We start from the raw sequence: 14,945 nt of genomic DNA on the forward strand, positions 1-14,945 counted from the left end.
TGGTACCAAACGTGAAGACGTCCAACGTGGCCAAGTGCTAGCGAAGCCAGGTTCAATCACCCCGCACACCAAATTTGACGCCGAAGTATACGTATTGTCAAAAGAAGAGGGTGGTCGTCACACACCATTCCTAAACGGCTATCGTCCACAGTTCTACTTCCGTACCACTGACGTCACTGGCGCAATCCAATTACAAGACGGTACCGAAATGGTAATGCCTGGCGATAACGTTGAGATGGGCGTAGAGCTTATCCACCCAATCGCTATGGACAAAGGTCTTCGCTTTGCTATCCGTGAAGGCGGCCGTACCGTAGGTGCTGGTGTTGTTGCAAACGTAAACGACTAATCATCGTACTTTCAGCCTCGGCTGATTGATGATGACAGCGTTAAAAAGCCATCCTGATAAAGGGTGGCTTTTTTTTGGCTAAGTTTGGCGGTTATAAATTGATAGTCTGGTTAAAAGTAAACGTATGAAGAGCAGGATATTTCTATTTTAAAGATATTTCTCAAATACGCTTTGAAACTCGCTACTATCTGCTGGCCATCTATTGTAATTTTTAACCGAGCTTGCTATATTAACGCTGCAGCTCATTAGCGCCTTTTATGGCTGATTTTATGATCGCTATTAAGTGCCTAATCTATAGTATTGAGTAGCAGTGGTAGAATATTTTTTCTAAATGCTTGCATTCCATGCTCAATATTGTATAATGCTGTCCTTTACACCCATAGGCGATTGGCTCAATTGGTAGAGCATCGGTCTCCAAAACCGAGGGTTGTAGGTTCGAGTCCTACATCGCCTGCCATCTTCTTATCACATCTTTGTCATACCCCACCATCTCCGAAGTGAGTTCTTTATGAGCAATAATCAGGATAACCTCGAGACCAAGTTATCTGATGCCAAGGCAGTTGCTGGTGGAATGCTGTCCAAAGATAAGCACGTTTCGGCGAATAAACAAACAACCGCTGTTGAAGTTGCTAAGACGGGTTCAGTAAAAGATGTGATTTTGTGGCTACTTGCCGCCGTAATTTTGATAGGGGCAACCTTAGTTAATCAGTACTTACCGGGTTATTGGCAACCTGCCAATGATGTCTGGATGCGTATTGGTATTATCGTAGCTCTAGTTGTCATTGCTTTTGTGTGCTTGGCATTAACGCATCAAGGTCGCGCTTTTAAAATATTATTAAAAGACGCGGCCGTTGAGCTGCGCCGAGTCACATGGCCAGGCAAAGATGAAACCTTCCAATATACGTGGCAAGTTATTGTCATGATTGCTATTGTGGGTTTTTTGGTTTGGTTACTAGATAACTTTTTTAATTGGTTCGTTGGTATCTTTATTGGCTAATGGCGCGTATTGGTGCCATTTAAACCAAAGTTTACTCATAACGACTTAACTTTAATGATCAGGAGCGTGATATGCGTTGGTATATTGTCCAAGCGTTTTCAGGATATGAAAAGCAAGTACAACGTTCATTAACTGATCGTATCAATCGTAGTGAATTCGCTGATTCATTCGGTGATGTCTTAGTGCCTACCGAAGAAGTCGTCGAAATGAAAGACGGCAAAAAGCGTAAAAGCGAGCGTAAGTTCTTTCCAGGCTATGTATTGATTCAGATGGAAATGAACGACAACACGTGGCACATTGTCAAAGACTGCCCACGTATTATGGGTTTTATCGGCGGTACGCCTGAGATGCCAGCGCCGATTACGCAAGCAGAAGCGGATCGTATTTTAAACCGTTTAAATCAGACTGAAGCTGACCCACGTCCGAAGACTTTATTTGAGCCGGGCGAAGAGTTGTTGGTTATCGATGGTCCATTTACTGACTTTAAAGGGTTGGTAGAAAAAGTGGATTATGAGAAGTCTAAACTGCATTTAACGGTAAACGTATTTAATCGCCCGACTCAGGTCGAGCTCGAGTTTAGTAAAGTTGAGAAACTAGACTAAACCGGTAAAATATTCATCAACCGGGGAGCCGTTAGTCAATAAGGTTTATACCACGTTGATTTGGCGCTATTACCCATTTAGGAGAGTATCATGGCTAAGAAGATTGATGGTTACATCAAACTGCAAGTGCCTGCAGGTAAAGCAAATCCTTCACCACCGATTGGTCCAGCCTTGGGTCAAAAAGGCGTGAACATCATGGCGTTCTGTAAAGAATTTAACGCTGCGACCTCAAATCAAGAGCCGGGTCTACCGATTCCTACTGAGATCACTGTATACAGCGATAAATCTTTTACCTTTATCATGAAGTCACCACCAGCTGCATACTTACTACGTAAGGCTGCTGGTATTGCTAAAGGTTCTGGTACACCAAATACCGCTAAAGTCGGTAAAGTTGACCGTGCACAATTAGAAGAGATCGTTAAGACTAAAGACGCAGACTTAACTGCTGCGGGTCTTGATGCCGCTGTCCGTACCATCGCTGGTACTGCACGTTCAATGGGTATTACCGTGGAGGGTGTATAATGTCTAAGCTAACCAAACGCCAAAAAGAAATCAATAGCCGTATTGATAACGAAAAACTATACACGCTTGAAGAAGCGGTTCAAATCCTAAACGATTTACCACCTCTAAAGTTCAAAGAGTCTATCGATATCGCGGTAAACTTGGGCGTTGACCCACGTAAATCTGATCAAGTCGTTCGTGGCGCCACCAACCTACCTGCTGGTACTGGTAAAACCAAACGTGTTGCGGTATTTGCCCAAGGCGCTGCTGCTGAAGCCGCTCGCGAGGCTGGTGCTGACATCGTTGGTTTCGAAGACCTAGCAGAAGAAATTAAAGCTGGTAACATGGACTTTGACGTGGTTATTGCTGCGCCTGACGCGATGCGTGTTGTTGGTCAATTAGGTACTATCCTAGGTCCACGTGGCCTAATGCCTAACCCAAAAGTTGGTACGGTAACGCCAAACGTTGCTGAAGCCGTGACTAACGCCAAAGCTGGTCAAGCACAATACCGCGTTGATAAAGCGGGTATTATCCATACCACTATCGGTCAAGTTGGCTTTACTGCTGAGCAAGTTATGCAAAATGCTCAGGCATTATTGTCTGATTTAAAACGCGCTAAACCAGCTACATCTAAAGGTACTTTCATTAAGAAAATTACCTTATCTAGCACCATGGGCCCAGGTCTATCGATTGACCCAGTTCCATATCGCGTTGCTAAATAATTTTATAGCATAAAAAACGGCTCGTTATTTAACGGTTTTAAATAATGAGCATACTATTTTTGAAAAATTAGGTCAGCGTAGCAAACGCTCCGCTGTCTAAGACCGTAGGTAGAAAGCAGTTTTGCGTTATAGTTCATATTGATAGCAAAGAGCTGCTTTTGTTAATCGACGACAGATGAAAATCTTAGTTGTCCTACGCAGACGGTGACCCACCCAGTTGTTGATAAGAGCCGATAGATTGGTATTTATACTGAGCTATTACTTGATGTCATTCTGATAACGGTGCCGTAATCAGTCGTTATGAGTAGATTTTATTTTTATAAAATTTATGAGTAACGTGTCGTATCAAGTCAGTCTTAGTCTCTTGTTTAAAATTGAAAACCTAGGTTTTTGAGTATTTAAACTAGAGCAGATTGATAAGATTAAAGGAGTCAACTTATGGCATTAACGCTAGAGCAAAAACAACAAGTTGTGGCTGAAGTGTCTGAAGTTGCTGCTAATGCTTACTCAGCAGTAGCTGCCGAATATCATGGTATTGGTGTTGCAAAGCTTACTAAGCTGCGCGAACAAGCCCGTGAGAAAGGCGTGGTTTTGAAAGTGGTAAAAAATACCCTAGCAAAACGCGCTTTTGAAGGCACTAACTTTGAGAGCATGTCAGACCGTATGACTGGTCCATTACTTTTGGCTTTCTCTATGGAAGATTTGGGATCTGCTGCTCGAGTTGTTTTCGAGTTCAGTAAAGAGAACAAAGCTTTAGAGACCAAATTGGTATCAGTCGGTGGTGAAGTTTATGGTCCAGAAGAGCTAGAGCGCGTATCGAAGCTACCAACTCGCGACGAAGCAATCTCTATCTTGATGGCAACTATGAACGCACCAGTGACCAAGCTTGTCCAGACTATGAACGCAGTTCCTGGCAAGTTCGTTCGCACGGTAGCGGCAATCAAAGACGCAAAAGAAGCTGCTTAATTGCTTGTTTTAACGTAACTTTGACATCGCTGATTGCACTGTATTGTCATTTCTATTTTAAATTTTGGCAAGCAATCCAAGTGATATTAAAATCAATTAATTTTTATCAGATAACGGAGAGTTCTCATGGCACTATCTAAAGAAGATGTGTTAAACGCAATCGCTGAAATGTCAGTAATGGATATCGTTGAGTTAATCAGCGACATGGAAGAAAAATTCGGCGTAACTGCTGCTGTAGCTGCTGCTGCACCTGCTGCACCTGCTGCTGGTGGCGCTGCTGCTGAAGAAAAAGACGAGTTTGACGTTGTTCTTGCTAGCTTCGGCGACAAGAAAGTTGGCGTTATTAAAGCCGTTCGTGAAGCGACTGGTCTTGGCTTAAAAGAAGCAAAAGATTTGGTTGAAAGCGCTCCAGCTCCAATCAAAGAAGGCGCATCTAAAGCTGAAGCTGAAGAGTTGAAAAAGAAACTTGAAGAAGCTGGCGCAACTGTTGAACTAAAATAGTTTAACAGCAGTACGAAAAAAAGCTGGTAATGCCTTGCATTGCCAGCTTTTTTTTACTATAATTCGTAGCTTGACCTTTTGTGTCTGCCAACATACGTATGCAACATCACGGTGGATACCCATCAAAAGGACAGACGATAGCGATGCAAGTAAACACAGTGCAAGCACACTTAGTAGTTATTGAAAACAGTTAATATGGCTAAACGTCGATCGATGTTTGGCATTTTTTTGTGTCTGCATGCTTTCCATTAACACTATAGTTTATACTGATTTTAAAAGTTAGTGTTTTAAAGTCATTATTTTTAAAAATTACAGTTTCTAATATTACAGTTTCTAATATTATTTTTTTCTAAAAACTACTGTTTCTAAGATTTATAGTTGTCCCAATTATCATCAATAATCTAAACACTGTTAAATAAGTTCTCTGGTAAGGTTTTACTGTCAGTATATAAGCTCGTAGACGGTAGATATCAGCGACGATATTACTTATGATTGTAATTAGTGATTGGTTTTAAAAGATAAATAGCAACGACACTTTAAGTGAATTTACAAAGACAATCAACGGTATCTAAATGCCAGTAATTGGCTTAGCTACTGACCAGTGATTGCTCTTGAGCATTAAAAAGTTAAAGGGTGTAGGGCATTGAAATTCACAGTGTGAGCACTCATATAGGCATGCTTAGATGCCGATTTACGCTTAAATAAGCTGGGTTAATCATGCACTATACGCGTGAATTAATCATCAGTCATTAGATGAGCATGAATATCCGTTTTATATTATCGTTTACGTCGCTAGGCTTGCACAATATTTATATCAATAGTATTGATGCACGCTGGCCACGCTTTCAATTTGTTTCCACGTTTACTGTAAGGACTCTCGATGGCATATTCTTATACTGAAAAAAAGCGTATTCGCAAAAGTTTTGCTGAATTGCCTACTGTGATGGACATTCCCTATCTGCTGTCTATCCAAGTAGATTCTTATGAGCAATTTTTGCAAGAGCATAAAAAGCCAAAAGCTCGTGAGAATACTGGTTTGCAAGCTGCGTTTTCTTCTATTTTCCCAATTGAGAGTCACTCTGGTAACGCAGAGCTACAATTTGTTGAATATTATTTAGGTACGCCTGAATTTGATGAGCGTGAGTGTATCTTACGCGGTTCGACTTTTGCGGCGCCACTGCGTGTCAAAATCCGTCTGATTATCAAAGACAAAGACAGCAAAGATAAAGACAGCAAAGCGGCAATTAAAGACATCCGTGAGCAAAGCGTTTATATGGGCGAGATGCCGTTGATGACGGCTAACGGTACGTTTATTATCAATGGTACTGAGCGTGTGATCGTATCACAGCTGCATCGTTCACCTGGCGTGTTCTTTGATCATGATAAAGGTAAGTCGCACTCAAGTGGTAAGGTGCTTTATAACGCCCGTATCATTCCTTACCGTGGTTCCTGGTTAGACTTTGAATTTGATGCTAAAGATTTGGTTTTCGCGCGTATCGACCGTCGCCGTAAACTGCTGGCGTCTATTATTCTGCGTGCCTTAGGCCTAAGTACGAGCGAGATTTTAGATTTATTCTTTGATAAAGTAAAAGTCTATAAAGGCGAAGAGCAGTTTGAAATTGATCTGGTTGCGGATCGTCTGCGCGGTGAGATGGCACAGTTTGATATCGTGTCACCAGAAGGCGACGTAATCGTCGAGCAGGGCAAACGCATTAATGCGCGCCGTATCCGTCAGCTTGAAGAAGCGGGTATGACCAAGATTGCTGTGCCAGATGAATACTTGTACGAGCGTATTTTAGCCGAAGACATCGTCGTGAATGACGAAGTGATTGCCAAAGCCAATACGCTGATTGATCATGAATTATTGGTCAAATTAAACTCGTATGAAGCCAGCGATTCTATCAAAGAATTCAGCATTCTATTCACCAATGACATCGATCAAGGCAGTTATATTGCTGACACGCTACGTGCAGATAGCACCTCAAGCCGTGAAGAAGCCTTGATTGAAATTTACAAAGTCATGCGTCCAGGTGAGCCACCAACGGTTGAAACTGCGGAAAAACTGTTTGAAAGCATGTTCTTTAACGCCGATCGTTATGATTTATCAAACGTTGGCCGTATGAAGTTTAACCGTCGTTTGGGCTTAGACTTTGAAGACACCGACGATGCGGACGTACAGCGCGCGCGTAGTGTCTTGACCAATGAAGATATCGTTAACGTCCTAAAAGAATTGATTGAAATTCGTAATGGTCGCGGCGAAGTCGATGATATTGACCATTTAGGTAACCGCCGTATTCGTTCGGTTGGTGAGATGGCTGAAAACCAATTCCGTGTTGGCCTTGTACGCGTTGAGCGTGCGGTTAAAGAGCGCTTATCATCAGCAGAATCTGATAACTTGTCACCCCAAGATTTGATTAACTCAAAGCCGGTTGCGGCAGCGGTGAAAGAATTCTTTGGTTCAAGCCAGTTGTCACAGTTTATGGATCAGAACAATCCATTGTCTGAAGTGACGCATAAGCGCCGTGTATCAGCGTTAGGACCGGGCGGTTTGACGCGTGAGCGTGCAGGCTTTGAGGTACGTGACGTTCATGACACTCACTATGGCCGCGTATGTCCGATTGAGACTCCTGAGGGTCCAAACATTGGCTTGATTAACTCGCTAGCGACTTTTGCTAAAACCAACAGCTTTGGCTTCTTAGAAACGCCATATCGCCGTGTGGTTGATGGCAAGGTTACGGATGAGATTGAGTACTTATCAGCGATTGAAGAAGTCGGTACGGTCATTGCCCAAGCAGATTCGCCAGTCAATGAAAATGGCGAGCTTAGCGATGAGATGGTCAGTGTGCGTAGCTATGGTGAATTTGTGCGTATGCCGCCAGAAAAAGTCACGCATATGGATGTGTCGCCAAGTCAGGTAGTATCGGTAGCAGCAGGTTTAATTCCGTTCCTAGAACATGATGATGCTAACCGTGCTTTGATGGGTTCGAACATGCAACGTCAGGCAGTTCCGACCTTACGCGCTGATAAGCCGCTAGTTGGTACTGGTATGGAGCGTCACGTTGCGCGTGACTCAGGTGTGTGTGTGATCGCGAAGCGTGGCGGTGTGATTGAAGATGTTGATGCGTCACGTATCGTCGTTCGTGTAAATGAAGATGAGATGGTCGCTGGTGAAGCGGGTATCGATATTTATAACTTGATCAAATACACGCGCTCGAACCAAAATACCTGTATCAACCAACGTATCATCGTTAACCAAGGCGATGAAATTGCCTCTGGTGATATCTTGGCTGATGGTCCGTCAACGGATCTTGGTGAGTTGGCGTTGGGTCAGAATATCCGTATTGCCTTTATGCCGTGGAATGGTTACAACTTCGAAGACTCGATTTTGCTATCTGAAAAAGTGGTGAAAGAAGATCGTTTCACGACCATTCACATTCAAGAATTAACCTGTGTGGCGCGTGATACCAAACTTGGTACCGAAGAAATTACGGCCGATATTCCAAACGTTGGTGAAGCGGCGCTATCAAACCTTGATGAAGCAGGTATCGTTTATATCGGTGCTGAAGTCGATGCTGGCGATATTTTAGTTGGTAAAGTCACGCCAAAAGGCGAGACGCAGCTTACGCCAGAAGAGAAACTACTGCGGGCTATTTTTGGTGAAAAGGCGGCTGATGTAAAAGACACCTCATTACGTGTCCCAACCTCAAGTAAAGGCACAGTTATCGACGTGCAAGTCTTTACCCGTGACGGCGTTGAAAAAGATGCGCGTGCGCGTGCGATTGAAAAATCACAGCTTGATAGCTACCGTAAAGATTTAAAAGAAGAGCTACGCATCTTTGAAGAAGCGGCTCGTGGCCGTATCGCAAGCTTGCTTGATGGTCAAAAAGTCAGCGGCGGTTCTGGTCTAAAAGCCGGTACGGTCATGGCACTGGCTGATATGAAAGAGATGAGCCTTGAAACCTTGCTTGATATCCAGCCAGTTGAAGAGGAAATCTCTGAGCGTCTGACCCAAATCGCCGATTACTTAGTTGATAAGCAAAAAGACATCGATGTGAAATTTGCTGAGAAAAAACGCAAATTGACCGCTGGTGATGACTTACAACATGGCGTACAAAAAATCGTGAAGGTGTATCTAGCGGTGAAGCGTCGTATCCAGCCTGGTGATAAAATGGCAGGTCGCCATGGTAACAAAGGTGTGGTATCACGTATTATGCCGGTTGAAGACATGCCTTATGATGAGCATGGCAACACCGTCGACATCGTCTTGAACCCGCTTGGTGTACCATCGCGTATGAATATCGGTCAGGTACTAGAGACGCATTTAGGTATGGCGGCGAAAGGTCTGGGCGAGAAAATCGATGGTATGCTCAAAGCTCAAGCAGCCATCAAAGATTTACGCGATTTCTTAGACCAAATCTATAACAAGGTTGGCGGCGAGAGCGTTGATCTTGATAGCTTAAGTGATGATGATATCTTGGCGCTTGCGGATAACTTACGCGACGGTGTACCAATGGGTACCGCAGTATTTGATGGCGCTCATGAGTATCAAGTCAAAGAATTACTTGAGCTTGCTGGTATGGATCGCGATGGTCAGCAGACCTTGTATGATGGCCGTACCGGTCAGAAGTTTGACCGCAAAGTAACGGTCGGCTACATGTATATGCTCAAACTTAACCACTTGGTTGATGACAAAATGCATGCGCGTTCGACGGGTTCTTACTCACTAGTCACGCAGCAGCCGCTTGGGGGTAAAGCTCAGTTTGGTGGTCAGCGCTTCGGTGAGATGGAAGTCTGGGCACTAGAAGCATATGGCGCGACTTATACCTTGCAAGAGATGCTGACGGTGAAGTCGGATGACGTTGAAGGCCGTACACGTATGTACAAAAACATCGTCGATGGTGAGCAATATATGGATCCAGGTATGCCTGAATCATTTAACGTGTTGACCAAAGAAATCAAATCACTGGGTATTAATATTGAGTTAAAACAAAGCAACTAAATTAGAGCAACGACAACCGTTGTTTAACCTAGTTGTCCACTAAAGGCAGTTTGCGTTATTGCTGCTGCTTTTAGTGATTTGTCTCAACCCTATTCATTGCCTTCATTCATCTTAGCCGCGCTCCTAATACGCTGTCAGATGATTGTAAAGATAACGGAGAAGCAACTTGAAAGATTTACTCGATATCATGCAAAGCCCTACCGGCACCGGTAACCATGAATTTGACAGTATTCAAATTACTTTAGCCTCACCTGATGTGATCAAATCATGGTCACATGGTGAAGTTAAAAAACCTGAAACCATTAACTATCGCACCTTTAAGCCTGAGCGTGACGGTCTGTTTTGTGCCAAAATCTTTGGCCCAGTAAAAGACTTTGAGTGTTTATGTGGTAAATATAAGCGCCGTAAGTTCCAAGGCGTTATCTGTGAAAAATGTGGCGTTGAAGTCACCACCGCTAAAGTGCGTCGCGATCGTATGGGTCATATTGACCTAGCCAGTCCTGTTGCGCATATTTGGTTCTTAAAATCATTACCAAGCCGCATTGGTTTACTGCTAGACATGACGCTACGTGACATCGAGCGTGTGCTTTATTTTGAAAGCTATATCGTCACCGAGCCTGGTTTGACTTCTTTAGAGAAGTATCAGCTGCTTGACGATGAAGATTATTATAAAGCGCTTGAAGAATTTGGTGATGAATTCACCGCCAAAATGGGTGCTGAAGCGGTTCAAGACCTGTTAAAAGACATCGATTTAGACATCGAGATTGATGAGCTGCGTGAGGCCATTCCGCAAACTGGTTCTGAAACCAAGCTTAAAAAGATGTCTAAGCGTCTTAAATTATTAGAAGCCTTCCGTGATTCTAATAACAAGCCTGAGTGGATGGTAATGAATATCTTACCAGTATTACCACCAGATTTGCGTCCGCTAGTACCGCTAGAAGGCGGCCGATTTGCGACTTCAGATCTAAACGATCTATATCGCCGCGTAATCAACCGTAACAACCGTCTAAAGCGTTTATTAGAGCTAAGCGCCCCTGACATCATCGTACGTAACGAAAAACGTATGTTGCAAGAATCAGTCGATGCCTTGCTTGATAACGGTCGCCGCGGCCGTGCGATTACCGGTAGTAATAAGCGTCCGTTGAAATCTTTGGCAGATATGATCAAAGGTAAGCAAGGTCGTTTCCGTCAAAACTTACTTGGTAAGCGTGTTGACTACTCGGGTCGTTCGGTCATCGTTGTAGGGCCGACCCTGCGTCTACATCAGTGTGGTCTGCCGAAGAAAATGGCTCTAGAATTGTTTAAGCCATTTACTTATAACAAACTATTATCTCATGGTTTAGCCACGACGATTAAAGCGGCTAAAAAGATGGTAGAGCGTGAAGAGCCACAAGTGTGGGATATGCTGGCTATGGTTATCCGTGAGCATCCAGTACTACTGAACCGTGCGCCAACGCTTCACCGTTTGGGCTTACAAGCGTTTGAGCCAGTATTGATTGAAGGTAAAGCCATCCAGCTGCACCCACTCGTTTGTACCGCGTTCAACGCCGACTTTGATGGTGACCAAATGGCCGTGCACGTGCCATTGACCCTAGAAGCACAGCTTGAGTCACGTGCGCTGATGATGTCAACCAACAACATCTTGTCGCCTGCCAACGGTGATCCAATCATCGTACCGTCACAAGACGTTGTACTTGGTTTGTATTACATTAGCCGCTCGTCAATCAATGCCAAAGGCGAGGGTATGATTTTTGCCACCGTTAATGAAGCCTTGCGTGCGATTGGTTCAAACGATTTGCATGTTAACGCCAAGATTAAAGTGCGTGTGACTGAAACACACGTCGATGAAGAAGGTAATCAGACCAAAGAAGTTAAGTTACAAGATACCGTTGCCGGTCGCCTACTTATCTGGAACATCATGCCTAAAGGTATGTCGTTCGACGAGTGTAACGAAGAGATGACCAAGAAAAACATCTCTAAGTTGATCAACTCTTGCTACCGTAAAGTTGGCGTCAAAGAAAGTGTTATGTTTGCTGACCAATTGATGTACCTAGGTTTTGCACAAGCAACCTTATCTGGCGTGTCTATCGGTATTGATGACATGGTGATTCCACCGCTGAAAAAACAAATCATCGAAACCGCCGAAGCTGAAGTTCGCGAAATTGAAGATCAGTTTGAGCAAGGTTTTGTGACCGCAGGTGAGCGTTATAACAAAGTCGTTGATATTTGGTCACGTACCAATGATAAAGTCGCCAAAGCGATGATGGACAACTTGGCAACGGATAAAGTTATCAATGCTAAAGGTGAAGAAGACGAGCAAAAATCGTTTAACTCTATCTTTATCATGTCAGATTCTGGTGCTCGTGGTAGTGCGGCACAGATTCGTCAGTTGGCAGGTATGCGTGGTTTGATGGCAAAACCGGATGGTTCAATTATTGAAACGCCGATTAAAGCCAACTTCCGCGAAGGTTTGACGGTGCTTCAGTACTTCATCTCAACGCACGGTGCGCGTAAAGGTCTTGCCGATACCGCACTAAAAACCGCTAACTCAGGTTACTTGACGCGCCGCTTGGTTGACGTTGCCCAAGATTTAGTTATCACTAGTGAAGATTGTGGTACTGAGGAAGGCTTGCTCATGAAGCCGCACATTCAAGGTGGCGAGATCATTGAGAAACTCGGTGAGCTAGTACTTGGTCGTGTGACCGCGCGTGATGTCACTTATAACGATGATGCGTCAAAAGTCTTGATTCCAGCGGGTACCTTGATCGATGAGTATTGGGTAAATGTACTGGATAACAACGCGATTGATGATATCTGGGTACGCTCAGTTATTACTTGTGATGTTGAGCATGGCGTATGTTCACAGTGTTATGGTCGTGACCTTGCACGTGGTCATAAAGTGAACATCGGTGAGTCAGTCGGTGTCATGGCAGCGCAGTCTATTGGTGAGCCTGGTACTCAGTTAACGATGCGTACCTTCCACGTTGGTGGGGCGGCAAGTTCTGCGTCTGTGGACAACAGCATCTCAGCACGTAATGCTGGTCAAGTGCACTTTGAAAACATGAAAACGGTACAACATACCGATGGTCACTTGGTTATCGTATCGCGTTCAGCTGAGCTGGCATTGACCGATGAGCTTGGTCGCGAGCGTGAGCGCTATAAAGTCCCTTATGGTTCAAGCGTGTTGGTTAAGAACGAAGAGCAGGTCGAAGGCGGTCAAACCATCGCTAAATGGGATCCGCACACGCATCCAATTATCACAGAATTTGCGGGTACAGCACGTTTTAGTGATATCGTTGATGGGTCGACAGCGACAGTTAAAGTCGATGAAGCAACTGGTATGAGCTCGTTTGAGATTCTAGCTACGCGTGATCGTTCAAGCTCAGCCAAAGACTTACGTCCGGCGATTATTTTGAACACCGACGAAGGCAAAGAAGTGGTTTACTTCTTACCAGCTGAAACCATCATCCGCGTTAGCGATGGCGAAAAAGTTGCAGCAGGTTCGGTCCTAGGCCGTGTACCACAAGCGTCTTCAGGTACCAAAGATATCACTGGTGGTCTACCACGTGTTGCTGATTTATTTGAAGCACGTCGTCCGAAAGATCATGCCATCATGGCAGAAATGACGGGTGTCGTAAGCTTTGGTAAAGAGACCAAAGGTAAAAACCGCTTCATTATCACTAATGAAGATGGCGAAGTGCATGAAGAGCTGATCCCGAAATGGCGTCAAATTAACGTCTTCGAAAACGAAACCGTTGCTCGTGGTGAGATTATTGCTGATGGTCCACAAAACCCGCACGATATTTTACGTCTAAAAGGACAAACCGCGCTTGCTGACTATATCGTAAACGAAGTACAGGACGTCTATCGTCTGCAAGGCGTAAAAATCAACGACAAGCACATCGAAGTTATCATTCGTCAGATGCTACGTAAAGTTGAAGTAACGGATGGTGGTGATTCAAGCTACTTTAAGGGTGATCAGGTTGAATACGCTGATGTGAAAGCATTAAATGCCAAACTAGAAGCGGAAGGCAAATTCCCAGTCAAGTATGAGCGTCAATTACTGGGTATTACCAAAGCAAGCTTGGCAACGGAAAGCTTTATCTCAGCAGCGTCGTTCCAGGAGACCACGCGTGTGCTAACGGCGGCGGCTGTAACAGGTAAAGTGGATGAGCTACGTGGACTAAAAGAAAACGTGGTGGTAGGTCGCTTGATTCCTGCTGGTACGGGCCTTGCTTATCATAAAACCCGTAAAGAAAAAGCCGACCAAAGACTGCAAGACAATGATTTGAATGCAGCCTTTGATATGACAGCCAGTACGGATAGCAAGGACTTTGCAAGCTTTGATGAAGCGTTTGCCCAAGAGCTTAATCAGGGTAATCACTAATTTAAACAGTGTTTAGTTGTTGATTAAATAAGAAAGCCAGCCTAAGTTGCTGGCTTTTTTATGGCTTAAAAAAAATAGATGAGGTAAATTATTTTCTTAGGAAGAGACGTAGGAAAATAGTACACTGCTATTTAGGTAACTGTATTTATTATCACAAAAGCTGTTTGCAAAATTTACTATTATACTCGTCATTTTTATGAAAAGACTTTAACGCATTCAATTTAATCACCGAACAATAAGGATAGGCGCATGGCAGGTAAGACACGCGTTGCCAAATATCAAGCTGACCGTACCAATCAAAAACTGTATTTTTGTCGTTTGGCTTGTCAGGCAGCAGGTAACACTGACGATAAACAGCTATATCAAGCACATTGTGAAACCGCTATTTTTCACCTATACGGCACCTTTCTTGCTTTTATACAAGAGCTTGGACACTTTTATGGTTTAACGATGACGGCGCCAACCTTGCAAGATATTAAAGAGGCTCTTAGTGCTCGCACCCAAGTGTCGCCTGAAGTGCAGCGCTTACAACAGTTGCAGCAGCAAGGTTTTTTGGTCGACATAGAGCGTGCCTATCAGCGCTGTTTATATGCAGAGCTACCTAATAACGTGCTACCTGATAAGGTATTAGATGAAAAGGCGGCCAGCGGAATAAGAGAAGCGCCTGATCTGATTGTTAATGTCGTCACTTTATCCAATCAGTGGCTGCCCGATGAAGCAACCATACGTGAATGGTGCCAGCAGTTTGCCGAGCTGGTCGAACAGCTGCGTGCGGGCATGGTGGAGTATTAGTAACACGCAAAACTGTAGAGACTAAAGACTAGGAACTAGCGGCTTTACCTTTATCAATAGAAATTAAGCGCGCAAGAAAAGGTCTGGCAAAATGATATTGAGCCAGACCTTTTTAATGTTGGGTTGAATTAA

The 14,945-nt window shown here is 44.0% G+C and carries 9 protein-coding genes, 1 tRNA gene and 1 pseudogene; all 11 read left to right on the plus strand.

Annotated features, from left to right (window positions below):
• Positions 1 to 346: pseudogene (gene tuf / locus B4240_RS08930) on the plus strand (elongation factor Tu); the annotation flags it as partial.
• Positions 347 to 727: 381 nt separating this feature from the next.
• Positions 728 to 803 (plus strand) — tRNA-Trp (locus B4240_RS08935).
• 51 nt (positions 804 to 854) lie between these two features.
• Positions 855 to 1,343 (plus strand): preprotein translocase subunit SecE, encoded by a 489-nt coding sequence (gene secE / locus B4240_RS08940; protein ID WP_296238479.1) that lies wholly within the window; start codon positions 855 to 857, stop codon positions 1,341 to 1,343.
• A 71-nt stretch (positions 1,344 to 1,414) separates the two neighbouring features.
• The gene (gene nusG / locus B4240_RS08945) at positions 1,415 to 1,945 is read left to right on the plus strand and encodes a transcription termination/antitermination protein NusG (protein WP_075100322.1); all 531 of its coding nucleotides are present in this window, start codon (positions 1,415 to 1,417) and stop codon (positions 1,943 to 1,945) included.
• A 90-nt stretch (positions 1,946 to 2,035) separates the two neighbouring features.
• Positions 2,036 to 2,467 carry a 50S ribosomal protein L11 gene (gene rplK, locus B4240_RS08950; protein WP_068405081.1) on the plus strand — a complete coding sequence of 144 codons (432 nt, stop codon included), beginning with the start codon at positions 2,036 to 2,038 and terminating at the stop codon, positions 2,465 to 2,467.
• A complete protein-coding gene (rplA, locus tag B4240_RS08955; RefSeq protein ID WP_296238483.1) occupies positions 2,467 to 3,168 on the plus strand; it encodes a 50S ribosomal protein L1 in 702 nt (233 codons plus the stop codon). Before rplK ends, rplA begins: the two co-directional genes overlap by 1 nt.
• A 438-nt stretch (positions 3,169 to 3,606) precedes the next feature.
• Complete coding sequence (gene rplJ, locus B4240_RS08960; protein ID WP_296238485.1) at positions 3,607 to 4,134, plus strand: 50S ribosomal protein L10; 528 nt, start codon at positions 3,607 to 3,609, stop codon at positions 4,132 to 4,134.
• A gap of 126 nt (positions 4,135 to 4,260) precedes the next feature.
• The gene (gene rplL, locus B4240_RS08965; protein WP_296238486.1) at positions 4,261 to 4,635 is read left to right on the plus strand and encodes a 50S ribosomal protein L7/L12; all 375 of its coding nucleotides are present in this window, start codon (positions 4,261 to 4,263) and stop codon (positions 4,633 to 4,635) included.
• 880 nt (positions 4,636 to 5,515) lie between these two features.
• Complete coding sequence (gene rpoB / locus B4240_RS08970; RefSeq protein WP_296238488.1) at positions 5,516 to 9,634, plus strand: DNA-directed RNA polymerase subunit beta; 4,119 nt, start codon at positions 5,516 to 5,518, stop codon at positions 9,632 to 9,634.
• A gap of 166 nt (positions 9,635 to 9,800) precedes the next feature.
• Positions 9,801 to 14,021: a DNA-directed RNA polymerase subunit beta' gene (gene rpoC, locus B4240_RS08975; protein ID WP_296238489.1), complete on the plus strand. Its 4,221-nt coding sequence runs from the start codon at positions 9,801 to 9,803 to the stop codon at positions 14,019 to 14,021.
• 249 nt (positions 14,022 to 14,270) lie between these two features.
• Positions 14,271 to 14,813 (plus strand): DUF6586 family protein, encoded by a 543-nt coding sequence (locus B4240_RS08980; protein ID WP_296238491.1) that lies wholly within the window; start codon positions 14,271 to 14,273, stop codon positions 14,811 to 14,813.
• The last annotated feature ends 132 nt before the right edge of the window (positions 14,814 to 14,945 follow it).

The sequence above is a fragment of the Psychrobacter sp. UBA5136 genome (assembly GCF_002414005.1).
In the GTDB taxonomy this organism is placed as follows: domain Bacteria; phylum Pseudomonadota; class Gammaproteobacteria; order Pseudomonadales; family Moraxellaceae; genus Psychrobacter.